The following is an 18,434-nucleotide window of genomic DNA, read 5'->3' as shown; positions in this document are numbered from 1 at the left end:
GGGATACCTTAGATCTTGACCCCATTCCGGGATGTAATTGGATAAAAATGGCCGAGAGCGCTCCGGGACAAGGCCCATACAACGACGGGGGCAATCCTCGCCCATCTGACATGTCGCACCTAGCTGATTAGCGGCCATATCTTGCTGATTGTCACTTTGCATCTCGTAATGGCCACGCCGCCTTCCATCCCCATACAATCCCAAGCGTCCAGCGTAGTAATCCTTGGTTTCCTTAAGTGCCATCATTTCTAAGACTAGGCCAGGATTCTTTGTCGCTTGCGTTGCCCTACAAGAAGCGAGGCAGTGATAGAACTGATCGCTCCCCGCAATATTTCGGCTCTTCATTTCTGAATTCAACGAGGAAAGTATCTTCATTGCCGTCGCACCACCTCGATTAGCGCCCGACTCAAATTCTGCTGCTTCATTCGGTACTGGCCAAATTGGAATGTGCCAGACTCAAGCCCTAGCGGATCAATCAGGTAAAGTGGACTTCCTCCAACATAGCCAAATGTCGACAAACCGCCGCCCAATCCAATCGGATCACTCTGCCCATACCGCCCGGTAGCAGAGTCGTAGTCCCTGAAGTAATTTTGATTCAACCCGCTAGCCGCATCAAACCGCTGCCCCGGAAAGCGCATATCCAACACCAGCGCCGCACCATCGCCATCCGGATCCTGATTCGGCGCAGTGTTGCCGAAGGCCTCGCCCTTTAGGCTCCAGCTCCACGCCGCCACGTTACGAACCGGGTCAACCACCACACGCGGGCTGCCCAGGTGATCAGGTTCGATGTAGTGCAGCTTGTTGGCGTTGGCCAGCAGGCCCACCGGTAGGTCGTCCAGCCAGATCGCCTGCTGCTTGGGCGCGCCATTGTTATCGTAGTCGCCCAGCCAGTGGCCGGCTTCGTCATAAAGCGTGTAGGTGATAGTTGTGCCCAAGAAGCGGCGCACCTGCTCGCCTTTACCGTTGTAGCGATAGTTCATCACCAGCACGCCTGCACGCTTGACCATGCTCATGCGGCCGGATGCGTCGTAGGGGAACTCCCGCGCCTTGCCACCGATGCTCAGCGTATTGCCTGTCTTGTCGTACGTGCGCGCCACGCCGGCTACTGCACTCAGGCGATGATTGGTCGTTGGATAGGTGTAAGCCTGTGTAACGCTGCCGACTTTGGCGCTGAGGCGATTGCCGGTGGCGTCGTAGCTATAGCCATCAATGACGGTTCCGGTGACACCGTCGGTGAGGGCTGTGAGGCGGCCGAGCGTGTCGTAGCCCAGGCCGATCTCCGGCGTTGGATTGCCGGCTGGGGTCAGTGAGGTGAGATTGCCCACCTCATCGAACCCGAACCCGACATCCAGACCGCCAACCGCTTTGTCCTGAATGGCCTTGGGGCGGTAATCCTGGTCGTAAGCTCGAGTCAGCACGCGGCCGTTGCCGTAGGTCCAGCCGTCCACCGGGCCCATGGGCAGATACGTGGCACCCTTGACCAACACCTCGCGCGAGCCTCCAGGCGCGGTATAGCCCACCTCGGCGACCTGGCCCAGCTCATTGCGTACATAGTCAACCATCGCCCCGTCCGGATAGACCATGCTCGTCAGGCGCCCGCCTGCCGTGTAGGCATAACGAACCGTCAGTGCCTTGCCATTGGTCGTCTGGACCTTGCGCACCAGGTCACCGAATCGGTTGTAGCAATACTGCGTTGTGCCGCTGCCGTCCTTCATGCTGGCCAGGCGCCCGGCTGCGAACTGCTCTCCCGCCACGCAGACAGCCGGGGCCACGTCGTAGACAAAACGGGTCTCAAGCGCTGCATCGGCATAGGACACCGATACTGGCCGGTTTAAGGCATCGTAGGTGTAGGTGGCCTGCCGGTTGGCTGCGTCCTTCCTAGACAGCACGTTGCCTGCGTCGTCGTAGGTGAAGCCGGTGCTGCCCGTGTCGGGACTTGTCAGCGCCAACAGTTCGCCCAGACCGTTGCGCTGGTAGGTAGTCTTCAAGCTTTTCGGATCCGTCACCACTGACGGTTGTCCAAGCACGTCGTATTGAAAAGCGCTCGTCGCCTTGATGCCGCCGGCGTCTTCGATACTCTGCTTCAAGCGATGCAAGGCATCATAGGTATAGGTGCTTGACCTACCCATGGCATCTGTCCGCTCCTTCAACGTGCCCACTGCATCGTAGGTAAAATCCGTCGGGTTGCCCTGCGCATCTGCGGTTGTTTTTAGGTGGCCTAGCTCATCGTAGAGCCGGGACATGGTGGCCTTAAGCACACCTTTTGAGTCCTGGATCTCCTCCTTAACTCGCCGTCCGGATTTGTCGAGCGTATAGAGGATGGCATTTCCGTAACGATCCGAAACCTTGGTCAGGCGGAATGCGCTGTCGTAGGTGAAGTCAGACACGTCGCCACCCGGCAGCGCAACCTGCTTGACCAAGCCGGTGGGCCAATAGCTGTAGCGCGTAATGCGGTCATCCGTCTCCGAGCCGCTGTCCTGTCCCCGGACAATGCTTGCCGTCAGCCGACCTCGCGCATCGTAGCTGTAGTCGGTCACGACCCCATTCGGATCCTTCTGCGACAGCAGGCGGCCGGCGCTATCGTAACTAAGGAGTCGCCCCTGAAAAACCCCCTTCAAGCACCAAGTGTCATCGGCGACAGCGGCACGGCGCTAAAGGATGGCCATCCCATCGCCCGCATCCAGGCACGCAAAAACGCGATCCAGCGCAGCAGCCAGCGCAGGTTGTAGCCGGCGGCGCAGCCGAGTACGTGCAGCGCATCGCCTTGTGCACCTTTCAGCCTGCAGCGACGCAACCTGCAGTCGTCTTTCAGATGTCCGATCACCGGTTCCACCGCCTGCCGTCGTTTGATCCAGCGCCATTGCCGTCGCGTCAGCGTCTTGGCCTTGCCACGATGGAGCACCTGCACGCCATCGACCTCGCGCCCGCGATAGCCCAGGTCCACGATCGCCACCGTCGGTTCTACGCTCAGATCCTGCAGCAACCCGCGTGTCTGCTCCAGCTGCTCGGCCAAGGTGTCGCCGTCGTACGGGTTGCCCGGGAAGCTACGCGCACCCACGACCAATCCCTTGCAGGCGGTGACCGCAATGCCGACCTTGACGCCGAATTCGTACGCTTGACGCGCCTTGCCCTTACCGATGCATTCCACTTCCGGGGCATGCAATGCGTACAGTTTTTGTTTGTCCTTCGGACGCTGCGTGTACAGCCGTTGCGCACGTTCCAGCCAGACCGCGATGCGCTCGCGCACGCCGGGTTCCACCTGGTCCAGCTTGCGCGCGATATCGCGCAACACCCGCCCCAAGACCGTGCGTTGACGTCGCAGCACGCGCTGCATGCGCTTGAACTGGCGTGCATGCGCATAGCGGCCCGCCTTGCGGCTCAGGGCCGGACCTTGCCGTGCGTAGCTCTGCCGCAACCCGATGCCGTAACGCTTGGCCAGCAGCACCAGTTTCTTGCGTGCCACCTCCAGCAACCGACTATCGGTCGGATAGGCAATCGCCTTTTCCTGCACCGTGGTGTCCACGATCACCCGCGACAACTCGCGTGCGTCCACCGCCTGCATGGCATGTGCAGCGTTGATGGTGTGTGCCAGCAACTCTTCCATCCCCGCTTCGTCAAGCCGCTGACGCCAGCGCGTCAGCGAGCTGGCATCGCACGGCAAGCGCGTCTGGAACACGACCTCGCCAGTGAAAAACTGCCAATACGGATTTTCCAGCCAACGCTCGCACACCGCCTCATCGGACAGGTCGTAGGCGTGTTTGAGGTAGAGCAAACCGGCGATCAGCCGCACCGGCAATGCCGGCCGACCGCCACCAGCCTGGGTGGCCGGCAAGCGCGATGAAAGTGCTTGCTCCAACGCCGTCCACGGCATCCGTTGGCTCAGCTGCGCCAGCGGATGCCGCAGATCGATCTGGTTCTCCAGGCGCGAACGAAACAACTCCTCGGCAGGCATGTGCTCGGCAGCAGGACGGCGTGTATGCATGAGTGGAAATTGCCAGAAACCAGCCTTCAGCGTAGCGAAAACTGGTAGTTCTGGCACGCCGCTGCAGACATCAAGGCCTTGCGGGCGTTGGGTGATTGGGGGTTTTTCAGGGGCGACTAAGGAACTGGGTGACCTGGCCCACTGCGTTGGTGATCGTCTTCAGGTCCCCGCCCTGAGCCGCGGGATAGTAGTCGTACGTGGTGGCGTCGCTGAGATCTGTTCGCGCTCCGTCCACACGCAGCAGCACTCCCACCAGGGGGCAGCTTCCTGCGGTTACGTCGGCCTGCTCGCAATAGGTGAAGGTCTGCTGACGCTGCTTCCCGGAAACGGCATCTTGCTCGACCTGGGTCAGTGCTTGGCCACGCTCATTGCGAGTCCATCGCTTGGACACAACCAGCCCCTGTGCCCCCTTCACATTGAGCTCGGTCAATTGGTGGGTCAGCGCATCCCTCACGCTCTCAGTGCGCACCGCCTCCTGCGTGCCGTCACCGACCGTCACGGCTGATCGATACGCCGGCGCGTATTCGTAGGAAACCTTACTGCCCGATGCGTCCGTCACGCTTTGCAGTCGACCATCGCTGAAGTAGGTGTTGGACGTGCTTGCTGCGCCTTCGGTTACGTTGTTGACCGGGCTGAAAATGGTAGACCCATACTCGAAGCGCTTGACCGCGCCAGATGCCTGGGTGACTTCCGTGACGCCTTCGGCCACGTAGTTCAGAGTCACTCCATCGACCGCCCCGGTATCGCCATGGAGAACGCTGCTTATCACGCGTCCATAGGTGTCGTAACCAAACGATGCATAGCGCTGCCCGCTCTCCCCGGTGATACCAGTTAAATAGTTGACCAGCTGAGGTTCCGCAAGTCCCTTCTCGTGATAGTGGTAAAGGTGCTTCGCACCATCGGGATACGTGGCGGCAATCAAATTACCGTCAACATCGTAGTCGTAAAGAACGATTCCGCCACCCGGAATCTCCATGCCCGTGACACGCCCGTCCGTATAGGCGAACGTCACGGCGCGGCCATGACCATCGACCAATCGCGCAATGCGCGTGCCCTCGTAGACTACGGTTACGTCACGGTCCGGCGAGGCTGGATTGCGCACCGCGAGCAGCTCGCCATCCTTGCCGAAATCGCGATATTCGCCAGTTTCTTCGATGACTCGGTAATACGTAGTGCTATTGCTGATGCGGCGATACAGCCGTCCCGAATTCCGGGCACGGCCGGTGCCAGCAGCAACCGTGGTGAAAACATCCCTGTTGCCCGCCTCGTCGAGATAGGCTGTGTTGGAACTGTCGAATCGGTCGCTGTAACTCAACGACCAGCCCTCTCCGACCGGTATGACACTCTTGGTCTGATTGACGGAATGATAATAGCGATTGAAAGAACGACCTGCGAACTCGAAGTCTTTCTCTTCGCGAGACTTATCGCCTGTCGTGGGATGGCAAGGGTTGTTTGTGCTGCAACTTTGGAACTGCTTCAAGGGCGACGTGACCCAGGTGTTGTCATCGTTCTTGGGCTTACAAACAGCCTCTGTCGTAAGAGCTGCCTCCGCGAGAATTAAATTTCCCTGAGAAGGCGTGAAGTTTGCTTCGCACGTCAACTTTCGCTTCTTGTAGACATTCCAACGCCACGACACTGAGACAGGTGCCCCCGAGTTCGACAGACAATTAAATGTCGCGTTGAAATATTTGTCTGAGCTATAACTAACATCGCCATTTGAGGAGAGGCCAAGACCAGTCGTATTGTAATCCGACGTTTGAGTACTGGACTGAAGTGAACAAGATTTCCCGAGCTTTGTCGTTAGGATGTCCAAGGACTTGGCGATGAGTGCGCCTTCCTCCGTGCACCAGCTTGATCCAAACTCTGGGGACGCTGTGCAGCCGGGGTTTCCGACCCCGTAGATACCCAAATTGACTCCATAGGACGGGCCAGAGACCGAGGCGGCCTTTAGAAACGGGACACGGAAATAGGTCCAGACCTCTCCCGCTCCCCGATTCAAAAAAGCTTTTGAGTAGGGCTTCAAATACTGCCCGATGCCTTGATAGTCCTTGGAGTTGCGAAGGGCATCGGCAGCCTTCTCCATCGTGTCGTAGCAGCCGAGGGGCAGCGCGCAGAATGTAGCTTTAGGCGGGGTTTGGGCGTGCGCAGGGCTAGCGCCTAGTAACCCATAGGCACTAAAAAAAAACGGTATCAAGAGAGCTGCGCAACGCGCGCCCTTTGACGGGACTGAGTAAACAGAGAGACACGCAACGGCCCGAATTGACACGGCAACACTCCTTGTCAGCTGCACTTGCAGCATCAGTTAGGAATCCATTCCCACCCACCCCACGCTGGCAGCGGTGGTGATTACAACCAGTCCCACGAAGGGACCGCTAGTTTCGACGATATCGGATTAGTGATGCGCCGACAAGCGAGGCGTTTGCGGACAGAAAGATTGTCTGGAGTAAGGGTGGCCGCGTCAGCGGCAGCGGCTCGGGGCACTCCGAATGTAACGAAGTCAAACCGTTGCAGGAAGCCTGTTCGGCAGGTTTGCTTTCAGTGTTGACATGATCAGAGCTCCGCGCTTCGCCCTCTTGCTAGCGCCCGTTTGCCAAGGGGAGTTGCTGACGCCATTGTCTGTCTGCGTAAAACTTGGATCTCGCCGGCATGAGCAACCCGAACAGACCGCGTGAAGCACGTGTTGCGGTATTGCTTGACTGCGACAACGTGCCGACCGACATCGTCGAGCACGCGTTGCTCATGGTCGCCCAATTCGGCCGGGCCGTGCTTCGCTGCGGGTATGGCAATCACAACACGCTCGCCAACAAGTGGCGGGAGGTCTTGGTCCGCCAGACCTTCCAATTCCATCAGCTGCCTACGAACCTGTTCACGATCTTTCCTGATCAGTGCAGACTATGCGGATGCGCCAAAAGACCTATCCGAGCGACATGAGCCGGGAGCAGTTCGAACACGTGCTGCCGATCCTGGAACAAGCGCGTAAGCGCACCAAGCCACGCCGTGTGGATGTGTATGAGGTGTGGTGCGCAGTGTTGTACGTACTGCGAACCGGTTGCCAATGGCGAGCGCTACCCAGCGACTTTCCAAAGTGGCGGACCGTGCACTCGTACTTTGCCAAGTGGAGCGAGTGCAACGATGAGGGAGTGAGCCTGCTGGAGCAGGCACTTAAAAAATCAGGTTGGCGTGGCCCGCGCCAGACAGGAGCGCAACGCTTGCACCAGGTTCTTGATCGTGGACGCGCAGAGCGTAAAGAACACGGACACAGCAGGGCAAAAGGGATATGACGCGGGCAAGAAGGTGTCGGGCATCAAGCGGCATATCGCTGTTGATACTCAGGGATTGCCCCATGCAATCGCGGTGACGACGGCGGAGGTGACCGACCGCAAAGGTGCGCTGCAAGCGTTGGAGCGCTGCCAGTCAAACTTGACGCATGTACAAAGCTTACTGTGCGACAGCGGTTACACCGGAGTACGGTTTGCCGACGGCGTGCGAGAGATTTTAGGCGAACAGCTCACGGTGCAGATTGCCAAGCGCAGCGAACTGCATACCTTCAAGGTCATGCCCAAGCGATGGATCGTCGAGCGTAGTTTTGCTTGGCTGGAGAAGAACCGAAGGCTATGGAAGAACTGCGAGCGCAAACTCAACACCAGCCTGCAGTTCATCCATTTGGCCTTCTTGGCACTATTGCTCAGAAGATCGTGAACAGGTTCTAAGAAAACTTCCGGTCCTTAGCGCTGCCGATTTGCCGCTGCTCCGTCATCCTGCCGTGCAGCTGATGGGTGCGCTTGAGCGTCAGCTCCTGGAGATTCCCGGCACTCGTCAGACGAGCTATGAGCAGCGTCCGACTTGCTGAGCTTGGCCACGCGTTGATCCTTCAACTGTGCGAAGAGCCGAGCATAGCCCTCCCCAAGCACGACCGCACGCACGTAGGCCTGCGCCAAGTCCTTCGTTTGCCGGAACTGCACGGGCAAAAGAGTTGGAGGTCGAGGTGATGCAGACCTTGGCTCGCTTGAGCCCGGAAGCTGAGCAAGAACGTCCTGCACCCCCATCGCAGGCCGAAGGTGCCACCGGAGATAGGGACAGGCTCTGGTCTCCACCCGTGGCTCCGCCTGACTCGGCACACCGCCCCAAAATTTATGCCAATCGCCCCAAGGATGTGCTTGCTGCGTGGTCTGCGCTGGAGGTCCTGTCACCCCAAACCTATGACCGCCCTATCGACCTGGCGAAGGGAGACCGCGCCATCGTTTCCATCAGTGATGGCCGCCTGCCTTGGGACAGAGGGCCTGCGAGCTCGCGCCCCAGGCAGAAGATTTATTTCCACATCGTTTTGGCAACCATTCCTGCCGCGCCCGCTTTCGCTGCATTGATCGACCGCTTCAAAGACTCCCGTCTTGAACGCCCGAGCGTTAAAGGTGACGTTGTTCTTGCCTCATTGCTTGTGGACAAGGAAGGAATCCTTGCTGGAGAGGCACCCGTCTCGCTGTCCGCGTTCGGATGGGGCTTGCCTGTCGCCCTGGGAGGGTCGCTCAAGGACTTGGCTGCCTGGACCCAACAAGAACCGCGGCTGATCGAAGGCCTCACCAAGCAGTTGGGCGTTTCATCAACAGAGACCCCAGTTCCACTGACGTGGGAAGCGCTACAACGCGCCTCTTCCTGGCTGGTAGACACCCTTGGGTTATCCGGACACCAAGTAAGCGGCCCGACATTCGCTGTCGCCCATTACCTCTACTACACGTTGCGGATTGTTCCAGATCCGCTTCTTCTCAATAGCTTTTACCTGCGCGACTTGGCCAAGGCACGAGAGATCGCCAACAAGGGCGAACTCCCCAAAGCGTTGTCTCTCTATCTGGGCAGCCAGAAGCCAGCAGCACGACGGGACTTATTGAAAGACGATGCCGCCCTGGAAGCTTCGTTGGCTCCAGCCGATGTGCCGCTGGGTCGATGGCCCACCCCTGCATCGCATACCCCTGCCCTGTTACAGCAGGCTGCTGTCAACTCGGCGGGGCGTTTGTCCGGAGGCCCCGGGATTTTAGGCGTCAATGGCCCACCTGGGACGGGAAAAAGCACCCTGCTGCGTGACATTGTGGCGGATTTGCTGACTCGCCGAGCCACAGCCATGTGCGCGTTCACCGACCCGACCCAAGCTTTTAAAGTCGGTTGGACAAAGAGGGCCAAGGGAGAGACCCAGGAGCTTCACGCGCTGGATGCCAGCTTGCGGGGATTCGAGATGATCGTTGCCAGCTCGAACAACAAGGCCGTCGAGAACGTCAGTGCAGAAATGCCATCGATGCAAGCGATTCCCGGCGACTCCCTCCTGCGCTATTTCGCGCCGTTGGCTTCTGATCTATTGGACCGCGAGGCATGGGGGTTGATGACAGCGGTCCTCGGCAATGCATCCAATCGGTCTGCGTTCCGAAAGAAATTTTGGGGAGACTCGCCACGCTCCCTTGAACGCTACCTCAAACAGGTCAGCGGCATCGCACCGCGTGAAGACGGGTCTCCCGAGGGCCTGGCCGAACTTTGCAGTGCGCCATCTACTCCAAAGGAAGCCCAAGACCGCTGGGAGCGTGCTCGAAAGCATTTCAAGCAACTCTCCAGTGCGTGCTCCACGCGGTTGTCTCAGCTGGAAAACTTGCGACGCGCCTTGATCCAACTGCCCAAGCTGCGGGAAGAAGAGAAGGCAAAACGCCAACAACATCTGGAGGCATCCAGTCATGCCAACCAGGCACAGTCGCTGCTTGCTGCCTTGGTTCGAGATACACAGACCGCAACTTTGGCGCTACAGCAGTGTGAGACCGCGCTGTCCCATCATGCGCAAAAGCGACCTAGTTTTTTCAGTCTAAGGCGTCTTTTTGGTGCCCAGTCCGCCAAATCTTGGGAGGTCACGCATGGGCCTCTCAAACATCAGGCTGACATCGCAAAGACGGCGAGGGGCATCGCTGTAGAAGCCCAATCCAAGGCAGATGGTTTGGCGCGGGCAGCTGGGCAGCAAGCAGTGATTGCTTCACAGGAACTCGAAAAGGCCAGTAAGAAACGCGAAGCGACGGAGCAGCAGTGCCACGAGGTGCAGATCGGCGCTGGAGCTCACGTGCTGGACGAGCATTTCCTTTCACTGCCGCACGAGCAGAAGCAGCTGGCCGTGCCCTGGCTGGACAGTGAGCTACAGAAGCTTCGAATGGAGGTCTTCGAAGCAGCCATGGAAGTGCATCGGGCCTTCATCGACGCAGCAGCAAAGCCCCTTCTCCATAACATCAACGCCTTGGTCGGAGGAAACTTCAACATTCCACCAGACCGACAGCACTTGAGCGGACATCTATGGAGCAGCTTGTTCCTGGTCGTGCCGGTCATTTCAACAACGTTTGCTTCCGTCGAGCGAATGTTGGGACGTCTTCCCCAGGAAACCTTTGGCTGGCTTCTGGTGGATGAAGCAGGGCAAGCGACGCCGCAAGCAGTCGTAGGTGCCCTGCTTCGATGTCAGCGAGCAGTGGTCGTGGGCGATCCGCAGCAAGTTGAGCCAGTCGTTCCGCTGCCTGACGTGCTGACTGCTGCCGTCCTTCGCGAGTTTGATGCCGACCCTGACAAATTCGGAGCCCCAAATGCGTCGGTTCAAACCTTGGCCGACGAGGCTGGAGACTATTGCGCCACGTTCGATACGGCCGGTGGATTCCGGACGGTGGGATCTCCCCTGCTCGTCCACCGTCGGTGTGCGTCGCCGATGTTCGAGATTTCCAACACAATTGCTTATGGCGGGTTGATGGTCCAGGCAAAGCCCCCTAAGGGCTCGAGCATTCGAGATGTCTTGGGCAACTCCCATTGGATAGACGTGCTTGGAAGTGCGCGGGACAAGTTCTCACCGGAGGAAGGCCAGCAGCTGTTGCTTTTTCTCAGGACGTTGAGAAACAACGCGGTTCTCCCTGATCTCTACATCGTCACGCCCTTTGTCGCCGTTCAAGATGGCCTTCGAGAGCTGGTGAAGCAGGACGGCGTCTTGCAAGGCTGGGTGGAAAATGCCTCCAAGTGGCCATCCGAGCGGATTGGCACTGATACGCCCAGGGTTTCCTAGACATCTCAAGGCCATGGAAAATGGTCGATTCGGAGGTGTCTATGAGCAGCAAGCGATATACGGATGAGTTCAAGATCGAGGCGGTCCGGCAAGTGACTGATCGTGGGTTCAAGGTGGCAGAAGTCGCCGAGCGGCTGGGTGTCACGACGCACAGCCTGTACGCCTGGCTGCGCACGTTCGGCAAGTCTGGCGTGGTGCATCGCGCCGAGGTGGACCAGAGCGCCGAGGTTCGGCGGCTGAAGGCAGAGTTGCGTCGAGTGACCGAGGAGCGCGACATCCTAAAAAAGGCCGCCGCGTACTTTGCCAAGGGGTAAAGGCAAAGTACGCCTTCATGCAAGCCCACTGCGGGGAATTCAGGGTGTGTGCAATGTGCCGGGTATTGCGGGTCAACCGGTCGGGTTATTACGCCTGGTTGTGCTCGCCCAACAGTGAGCGCGCCAAGGAAGATGATCGCTTGCTTGGACTAATCAAGCACCACTGGCTGGCCAGCGGCAGTGTCTATGGGCATCGCAAGATCACCACGGATCTGCGCGATCTGGGTGAGCGTTGTAGTCGTCATCGGGTGCATCGGCTGATGCGCACCGAGGGACTGCGTGCCCAGGTGGGCTATGGTCGCAAACCGCGCTTCCATGGAGGAATGCAGTGCAAGGCGGCGGCCAACCTGCTTGACCGACAGTTCGACGTGACGGAGCCGGACACGGCCTGGGCGAGCGATTTCACCTTCATCCGCACGCATGAAGGCTGGATGTATTTGGCTGTTGTGATCGATCTGTTTTCCAGGCAGGTCGTCGGCTGGGCGATGCGCGATCGGGCCGACACCGAGTTGGTCGTGCAGGCGGTGTTGTCTGCGGTGTGGCGGCGCAAACCCAACACTGGTTGCTTGGTTCACTCGGACCAAGGGTCTGTCTACACCAGCGATGACTGGCGCAGTTTCCTGGCGTCCCATGGCTTGGTGTGCAGCATGAGTCGGCGTGGCAACTGCCACGACAACGCACCCGTGGAGAGCTTCTTCGGCCTGCTCAAACGCGAGCGGATCAGGCGGCGGACCTATCCCACCAAGGACGCCGCTCGCGCCGAGGTATTCGACTACATCGAGATGTTCTACAACCCCAACCGCCGCCACGGTTCAACTGGCGACCTGTCACCTGTAGAGTTTGAACGGCGCTACGCGCAACGAGGGTCTTGAGTGTCTACGGAACCCTGGGCGTATCAGGCAGCCTCATGCTGGTCAACCGGCTCGATCTGTTGGCTTTCAGCGGGAGCCAGAGAGAATGCGGGGTTCAGCCGACATACGTGTGAAAATGACTCACAAGCTCGGATTTCACCCATTGCATCAGTGAGTTAGCGGATATTTCTGGGTAACAAAACTCCACTACCAACAGCGATTAGCTCACTTTTGGCTGTTTTTTACACGAATCCCTGCCGCCCCTTATCTTCGCGGCCAGTCGACGGAATTCGTTCATGCTCATGTCCGTCACAAAAGGCGCGTTGATTGCCCTTGCGCTGTGAGAAGTACCACCGCCTTCTTATCGAAGGAAACGAAGGTTTCCCCGCCAAGCCAGTTGCCTTCGTAGGCAATGACGCCATCGGCAAAGTCTCCGCCCGCGTCGAGCACCAGCAAGCCAGCCTCCACGGCAGGCCGGTTCACTTCCACATTCGCGGCGGCCAGTAGTGCCCGGATCGCGCTGGCCGCGTCGGCTTGCTGGAAGCCGTAGACTCGCAGCAGCACCCAAACAAATTCACATAGGCACGGCAACGCGACCGCGATCAACTCGGCGTCGGTCAAGACTGCGGCGGCAACGTCCGCTTGTGCGGGATCGTCACGCACAACCGCACGCACAAGGACGTTGGTATCGGCGGCGACCTTCATTGCTTACCTGCCCAGCCTTGCGCCGCCGCCTCGTTGATTTCTTCGATGGTTGCAACCTTCTGCGTCCTGCCCGCGAGCAGGCCGACAAAGCTGGCTATCGTCCCTGCGGGCCGGGCCGCCTTGAGCACGCCCCGACCATCTGGCAGCAAGTTCAGTTCGATCTTGTCGCCTGGCCTGATGCCGAGGTGTTGCAGTACGTCCTTCCGAAACGTCACTTGTCCCCGTGCGGTAACGGTCAATGTGGTCATGATGGTTTGCCTCGCAATCCAAGGTTGATGCTTTGCATTGTAATGCAAAACTGCCTTACTTTCAATGTCCGTCAAACGATCATTAGTCGGCCATGCCGGACATTGTCCGGCAATGCACTTGCTTAACGGGTTTTCGGACATTATGATAGGCGGACAGAAAGACGGACAAAAGGGGCGGTAATGGTACTGATCGGCTATGCGCGGGTATCGACGGCGGAACAGGACACCGCTTTGCAGACGGATGCGCTACGCAAGGCAGGCTGCGAGCGCGTTTTTGAGGACACGGCTTCTGGGGCCAAGGCCGACAGGCCCGGCTTGGCTGATGCGCTGGCCTACCTGCGCGCCGGCGACGTGCTGGCCGTCTGGCGTCTGGATCGGCTCGGGCGCTCAATGCAACACCTCATCGAGACAATCGCCGCGCTGGAAGCGCGTGGCGTCGGCTTCCGGTCGCTGACCGAAAGCATCGACACCACCACGCCGGGCGGACGGCTCATCTTCCACGTCTTCGGCGCACTGGGCCAGTTCGAGCGCGACTTGATCCGCGAGCGCACCAAGGCCGGGCTGACCGCTGCCGCCGCACGCGGGCGGAAGGGCGGGCGAAAGCCGGTTGTCACCGCCGACAAGTTGCAGCGAGCGCGGGAGCACATCGCCAACGGGCTTAATGTCCGAGAGGCCGCTAAACGGCTCAAGGTGAGCAAGACGGCTCTATACGCCGCGCTGCAATCCACTAGTGCAGCCAACTTCTGACATTCCGTGCAGCTGTCCTCTGAGAATGACACATCCGCGACCAGAGGACAGTTCACCAACTCAAGGGCGGGCGACCCAAGGCGTCCAGTCGCTCTGCGTCCTCCAGGATCGCTGTTGTCGTGCGCGGCGAAATGGGCTGCGCTTCATCCAGCCCGTAGGCTTGCCGCGCAGCATCGGCGGCTAAATCCTCAAGCGTCCCTTGTGAGTACTCTTGCAGTCTTTGACGCGTGCCTTCGGCAAGATCCGGGGCGATGACCGGCATCGAGGAAAAGATGTAGCCCGGCGCATGCTTGGCATGGTTAGCAAGAAAGACTGCCCCCAGGTCGCGCGCATACGCATGCCGCGTAGTTTGCGGATCCTCGATCTCGGCTCTGAATCCGTTTGTCCTGTCCAGCGCTTCGATTGCGTCAGGCTTGTCGAATCGTTCAACTACAGTGGTGGTCGTTCGGTACGTTTCGGCCCAGCGCGAATCCCCTAGTCGCACGGCTGGACCATCGCACCATGAGTCAAGGACCACCGCGGACTCCTCCGCCTCTATCGCGCCTGGTGGCTGGTAAAGCGCGTAGATGTGGGGCACCCCGTAGTCACGTACGGTCATCATCTGCCCGCCATCCTCCATGCGGACGGCATGTTGACGTGCATTGATCGCTGCGTTCTCGTCACAGTTGCCAGCCCCCAAAGCCAGTGCGCTTCCTGCCCATGAATTCTGGTCATTTCTACTGAGGGTGTAGGACAGAGCGCTGTAGGTGGCGCTCCGTCCGTTGCTGAGCCTCAGATCGCTATCGACATTGCCTCGTCCAAGGTGCAAGGCGAGTCGTGTCTCGTGCACCGTCGCTGTGGCGTCGGCAAGGCGTTGGCGGTCGCGCGCATCTTCGATGGGTCTGTCGTTGAGGCGCATACCAAGCTGGTAGGCCGCCTGCTGAACTTCGTGCGGCTGTAGGGTCGGCCCGGCGCCCGCCCGCCTCGCCCTGCGAGCCCCGAGTGATGGCAAGCCATGCAGGCTGGGTGACATGGGCGCCTCGGAGGATGAAGGCGTAGAGGGCGGGGTTTGCTCTAGGGCGTGAGTTGCATAATGGTCAGGTGACCCTGCCACGCTCGGCTTCGAAACGCATAGACCCATTTCCAGCTCCTGCAGTACTGAGTCATCAAGGTTAGCGAGAAGCTCTCCGATTTGCGTAGGCTCACCGAAGTCATGGCTGGGACCACGAAGGATTGGCGCTGGTACGCGCGCGTGCTTGCCGGCAAGCACGCCTGCACATCTGAAAGATTGCGGCGAACCCTGGGGCAATGCCGAGTCATCCATTGCTGGTAGCGGCGCTGTGGCTGCACTCTGTTGCCGGGTAAATCGGTGTTGGAGCAAGAAGGGCGTGTATCGATGAAGGAGAAGTACTGGCCGGATCATCTGGCCAAGGGATTTATCGGGATTGACGATGCCCAATTTTCACTGGCGCATCTGCAGCCATTCACTTACCAAGTGACCATTGCCACGCCCGACCGGGCGGCGGTGGCGGTGTCTGTATCCGTGGAATTCAGTTCGCACTGCGTCAGCAAGGGCCCGCCCAAGCAAGGGCCGGCGCTGGTCTTCCACGCAGGCCACGACGACCTGGTTATCGACCAGCGTCGGATCTGGCGCTGTTTTCATCCCGCGCGTTATGCAGCCTCAGCGCTCCTGCCCGACATCATGCGGACGCTCGATCAGCGCCCCTGCTTGTTTACCAATGGCGACAACTTCCTGACGATGGAGCTGCAGGAGCTGATTCCCGGTGACCTGCCCCCACCGGCCATACCAGTGATTACTGATAAAGCCCGGGGTTGAAGGGTACTGCGTTGTTGCCGGTTTGTGCTCGGTGGTTGGAGGCAAACTGCGCTGGCGGGATGCGACCACAGCTGCTGTGCGGACGTACCTCGTTGAAGTCACGCCGCCAATCGGCGATGACCTCGCGAGCCTGGATCAGCGACGTGAACCAGTGTTCGTTGAGACATTCGTCGCGGAACTTGCCGTTGAAGCTCTCGATGTAGCCGTTCTGCATGGGTTTGCCGGGTTCGATCAGGATGTGTTCGATGCCACGCTGCTGTGCCCAAGCGATGAAGGCGCGGCTGGTGAACTCCGGGCCGTTGTCCGTGCGCACCGCGCGGGGATAGCCGCGGAAGCAGGCGATCTGCTCCAGCACACGCATCACGTAAGCCCCGCTGATGCCATGGTCCACCGCGATGTCCACGCATTCATGGGTGAAGTCGTCGGCGACGGTCAGGCATTTGATGCGGCGGCCACTGGCCAACTGATCAAAGACGAAGTCCATGCTGATTACCTCGTTGGGATGCCGCGCTGGCCGTAACGGCTGCCGCTGTGCCGCCGGGAACTTGGCCTTCTTGCGCCAGCGCACGCTCAGCTTCGCCTCGCGGTACAGACGGTAGATCTTCTTATGGTTCACCTGCGGAAACTCCGGGCGCAGCAGGTCGTGCAGGCGGCGATAGCCGAAGCGGCGACGCGCCTGCGCCAGTTCCACCAGTCTGGCCGACAGGGTTTGCGTCGCCGGCGTGGGTGTCGGCGCGTGGCGGAAAGCATCGCGGGAGATCCCCGCAAGGCGACAAGCCCGGCGCTCGCTGATCGACGTCAGCTCGCACATGCGCCGGATTGCCTCGCGCTTGCGTTGCGGGGCTAGCGTTTTACCCCGAACCCGACCTTCAGCGCCTCGATGTCCAGGTGCGCCTCGGCCAGCAACCGCTTCAGGCGGTTGTTCTCCTGCTCCAGCTCCTTCAGGCGCTTCGCGTCTTCGGCCTCCATGCCGCCGTACTTGGCCCGCCACTGGTAGAAGCTGGCCGGGCTGAAACCGTGCTGGCGGCACAGCTCAGCCACCGCCATCCCGGCATCCGCCTGCTTGATGAATCCGATGATCTGCTCGGTGCTGAAACGACTCTTCTTCATGTCCGTCCTCGTGGTTGACGGACTTTACAGCTTCACGTGGTACGGCTCAGCGGGGGCAGGTCAAGGCGAGCAAACCAAGCCTTTCCATTTTTTAAGAATCGAGCTTATCGCTGACACGTCTCCCGTAAGTGCACGACCATTCCGATTAGGGGCGCCAACCGAAATTAGGAGCTCATCCGTTCCAGACTTATCCTTCTCGCCTATCACCCTCTGAAGAATTTCATCAAAGAGAGATTGACTTAAGTTGCTCTGCTGACCAGCAGAGATCTCAAAACCTGTTCGATTTGCAAAATCGCTTCCATGAAAGGGAATGTCCGCTACTGCAGTGACAGACCAGTCAACTCCGGAACCAACCACGCTCCCACTCGGCATCGGGGGGGAATCATCGCCAAAAAAATCAATGGCATTGGGGCGACTATCTGCACAACCTTCAATTTGACCGACCAAATCATAAAGAACCGAGTCAGAAAGCCTTGTCGGTTTACCCCCTAAACCATTAAATTTTAACCGAAACTCCATGCCAACGAGTCCCCTCAGCCTACCGGACTCATACAAAGATAGAAGTTTATCTTGCAACTTTGAGAAGAATTCAGCTCTTTGTATCCGATCCTCTGCGGGCCAAACAGTCAATTCAATCCCGCTCCGCACCCCATCCCTAGATATGAAAAAATCAGGCGGATCAAGGCCTGGTCCAAGTGTCTCGAATGCTAACTGTGGATTCTGCTTTTTGAGCAAATCGCTCAAATGCTTGAGATGATCAGCCTCCATAGATTGCTTTGACTGGTAAGCATCCCATTGAAAAACAGAGTCGGAAACCATATAAATTTCCTCACTACCTAAAGTTTTACCAATCAACGTTGGACAAATTGGAATCATCGCTTTCTCGTTGAAAAATTGACCCTTTCTTCCACCTGGCCACAATCAGCAAACTTCATCACGCGGCCGGCGCAGTGCGCAGGCTGACCGCTCTGTATTGCCTCTGGTTGCCGTAACGCGGCCCGTTCTTCTCAAGCGTGGCGCAGAGCCGGCCTTCGCCACAGGGAGCTAGGTCAGCGCGCGAGACGCGGTCCATGTAGTCGATGGAGGCACGAAGCTGTGCGAGTTCGGTTCGCTTCTCGTTGATGATGCCGACCGAGTAAGCCACCGCACTCAGCCCTAAGACGCCCGCCACGAGCATCGTGGCGGACGCCATACCCATGCGCCGCGTGATCCGCGTTTCCAAGGATTGCTGGGCCTGCGTGTAACGCCGAGTGGCTTGCTGCAACGTCTCGTCCGCAAGGGCCATCTCTTTGTTGAACCGCTTGGCGGCTGGCTCCAGCGTCTGCGTCAACGCTTGATTGGTCAGCTGCGTTAGCCTCGGCAGTGCGTTCTCCAGCACCCGATTGACCTTGGAATCAGCGCTGCCCACCGCGTTCTGGAGCACCTGGAGTTGCTCGGTGACCACATCGCGCAACCGTTGTTCGCGCTGCTGCATGGATGCCACCAGCGTCGTTAGCACTTTGACCGTCTCCTGCAACGAGGCGTTCGATGCATTCAACGTGGCCATCATTTCCGCCATTGCGGCAGCGTCTTGCTTGTCCATGAGGTTTCCTAACTCGGCT

The 18,434-nt window shown here is 59.0% G+C and carries 14 protein-coding genes and 2 pseudogenes; 6 read left to right on the top strand and 10 right to left on the bottom strand.

Translation table 11 applies throughout. The features are described from left to right. Nucleotides 1-371: 371 nt before the first annotated feature. From XCC_RS08560 to XCC_RS08550, 3 genes are all read right to left on the bottom strand, one after another. Nucleotides 372-2,618 carry an RHS repeat-associated core domain-containing protein gene (locus XCC_RS08560; protein WP_011036817.1) on the bottom strand — a complete coding sequence of 749 codons (2,247 nt, stop codon included), beginning with the start codon at nt 2,616-2,618 and terminating at the stop codon, nt 372-374. Continuing rightward, nucleotides 2,615-3,982: an IS5-like element IS1478 family transposase gene (locus tag XCC_RS08555; RefSeq protein ID WP_011035783.1), complete on the bottom strand. Its 1,368-nt coding sequence runs from the start codon at nt 3,980-3,982 to the stop codon at nt 2,615-2,617. The genes XCC_RS08560 and XCC_RS08555 overlap by 4 nt, the downstream gene beginning before the upstream one ends. 106 nt (nt 3,983-4,088) lie before the next feature. Beyond that, on the bottom strand, nt 4,089-6,065 hold the full coding sequence (locus XCC_RS08550; protein ID WP_228442285.1) for a DUF6531 domain-containing protein: 1,977 nt from the start codon (nt 6,063-6,065) through the stop codon (nt 4,089-4,091). 563 nt (nt 6,066-6,628) lie between these two features. Here XCC_RS08550 and XCC_RS08545 point away from each other — a divergent pair. Further along, nucleotides 6,629-6,820 (top strand): annotated as a pseudogene (locus tag XCC_RS08545) (NYN domain-containing protein); the annotation flags it as partial. 62 nt (nt 6,821-6,882) lie between these two features. Beyond that, a protein-coding gene (locus tag XCC_RS08540; protein WP_139115361.1) for an IS5 family transposase occupies nt 6,883-7,681 on the top strand; the annotation gives its coding sequence in 2 pieces (ribosomal slippage) (nt 6,883-7,154 and nt 7,153-7,681; 801 coding nt in all). A gap of 16 nt (nt 7,682-7,697) precedes the next feature. Here the strand turns inward: XCC_RS08540 and XCC_RS22635 are convergent. Next, nucleotides 7,698-7,950: pseudogene (locus tag XCC_RS22635) on the bottom strand (integrase); the annotation flags it as partial. Nucleotides 7,951-8,078: 128 nt separating this feature from the next. Here XCC_RS22635 and XCC_RS08535 point away from each other — a divergent pair. Beyond that, nucleotides 8,079-11,042, top strand: a complete 2,964-nt coding sequence (locus tag XCC_RS08535; protein WP_228442284.1) for a DEAD/DEAH box helicase — start codon at nt 8,079-8,081, stop codon at nt 11,040-11,042. Nucleotides 11,043-11,083: 41 nt separating this feature from the next. Next, nucleotides 11,084-12,228, top strand: a protein-coding gene (locus tag XCC_RS08530) for an IS3 family transposase (protein WP_138922047.1) whose coding sequence is annotated in 2 segments (ribosomal slippage) — nt 11,084-11,321 and nt 11,321-12,228 — 1,146 coding nt in all. Because the reading frame shifts where the segments join, the coding sequence is not laid out codon by codon here. A gap of 288 nt (nt 12,229-12,516) precedes the next feature. Here XCC_RS08530 and XCC_RS08525 read toward each other — a convergent pair. Both XCC_RS08525 and XCC_RS08520 read right to left on the bottom strand, forming a co-directional pair. Continuing rightward, entirely contained in the window at nt 12,517-12,912 is a 396-nt protein-coding gene (locus XCC_RS08525; protein ID WP_011036811.1) for a type II toxin-antitoxin system VapC family toxin, read from the bottom strand. Beyond that, the gene (locus XCC_RS08520) at nt 12,909-13,160 is read right to left on the bottom strand and encodes an AbrB/MazE/SpoVT family DNA-binding domain-containing protein (protein WP_002804328.1); all 252 of its coding nucleotides are present in this window, start codon (nt 13,158-13,160) and stop codon (nt 12,909-12,911) included. Before XCC_RS08520 ends, XCC_RS08525 begins: the two co-directional genes overlap by 4 nt. Nucleotides 13,161-13,340: 180 nt before the next feature. Here XCC_RS08520 and XCC_RS08515 point away from each other — a divergent pair, with 180 nt between their 5' ends. Beyond that, nucleotides 13,341-13,907, top strand: coding sequence for a recombinase family protein (locus XCC_RS08515; protein ID WP_011036809.1), 567 nt, complete (start codon nt 13,341-13,343; stop codon nt 13,905-13,907). Between the two features lie 52 nt (nt 13,908-13,959). Here the strand turns inward: XCC_RS08515 and xopE are convergent, their stop codons facing one another. After that, nucleotides 13,960-15,027 (bottom strand): XopE/AvrPphe family type III secretion system effector, encoded by a 1,068-nt coding sequence (xopE, locus tag XCC_RS08510; RefSeq protein ID WP_011036808.1) that lies wholly within the window; start codon nt 15,025-15,027, stop codon nt 13,960-13,962. Nucleotides 15,028-15,282: 255 nt separating this feature from the next. On the opposite strand from xopE, the gene XCC_RS08505 reads away from it, so the two are divergent. Then, nucleotides 15,283-15,723: a hypothetical protein gene (locus tag XCC_RS08505; protein WP_075287478.1), complete on the top strand. Its 441-nt coding sequence runs from the start codon at nt 15,283-15,285 to the stop codon at nt 15,721-15,723. Here XCC_RS08505 and XCC_RS08500 read toward each other — a convergent pair. The 3 genes from XCC_RS08500 to XCC_RS08490 form a co-directional block, all read right to left on the bottom strand. Next, nucleotides 15,701-16,833, bottom strand: a protein-coding gene (locus tag XCC_RS08500; protein WP_087942919.1) for an IS3-like element ISXca1 family transposase whose coding sequence is annotated in 2 segments (ribosomal slippage) — nt 15,701-16,578 and nt 16,578-16,833 — 1,134 coding nt in all. Because the reading frame shifts where the segments join, the coding sequence is not laid out codon by codon here. The genes XCC_RS08505 and XCC_RS08500 overlap by 23 nt on opposite strands. 60 nt (nt 16,834-16,893) lie before the next feature. Further along, nucleotides 16,894-17,709, bottom strand: coding sequence for a hypothetical protein (locus tag XCC_RS08495; protein WP_138922048.1), 816 nt, complete (start codon nt 17,707-17,709; stop codon nt 16,894-16,896). A 58-nt stretch (nt 17,710-17,767) separates the two neighbouring features. After that, the gene (locus tag XCC_RS08490; protein WP_011036805.1) at nt 17,768-18,415 is read right to left on the bottom strand and encodes a hypothetical protein; all 648 of its coding nucleotides are present in this window, start codon (nt 18,413-18,415) and stop codon (nt 17,768-17,770) included. Nucleotides 18,416-18,434 lie beyond the last annotated feature (19 nt).

Origin of the sequence: Xanthomonas campestris pv. campestris str. ATCC 33913 (assembly GCF_000007145.1) — a bacterium.
GTDB lineage: Bacteria > Pseudomonadota > Gammaproteobacteria > Xanthomonadales > Xanthomonadaceae > Xanthomonas > Xanthomonas campestris.
This window is presented reverse-complemented; position numbering and strand designations above follow the sequence as displayed.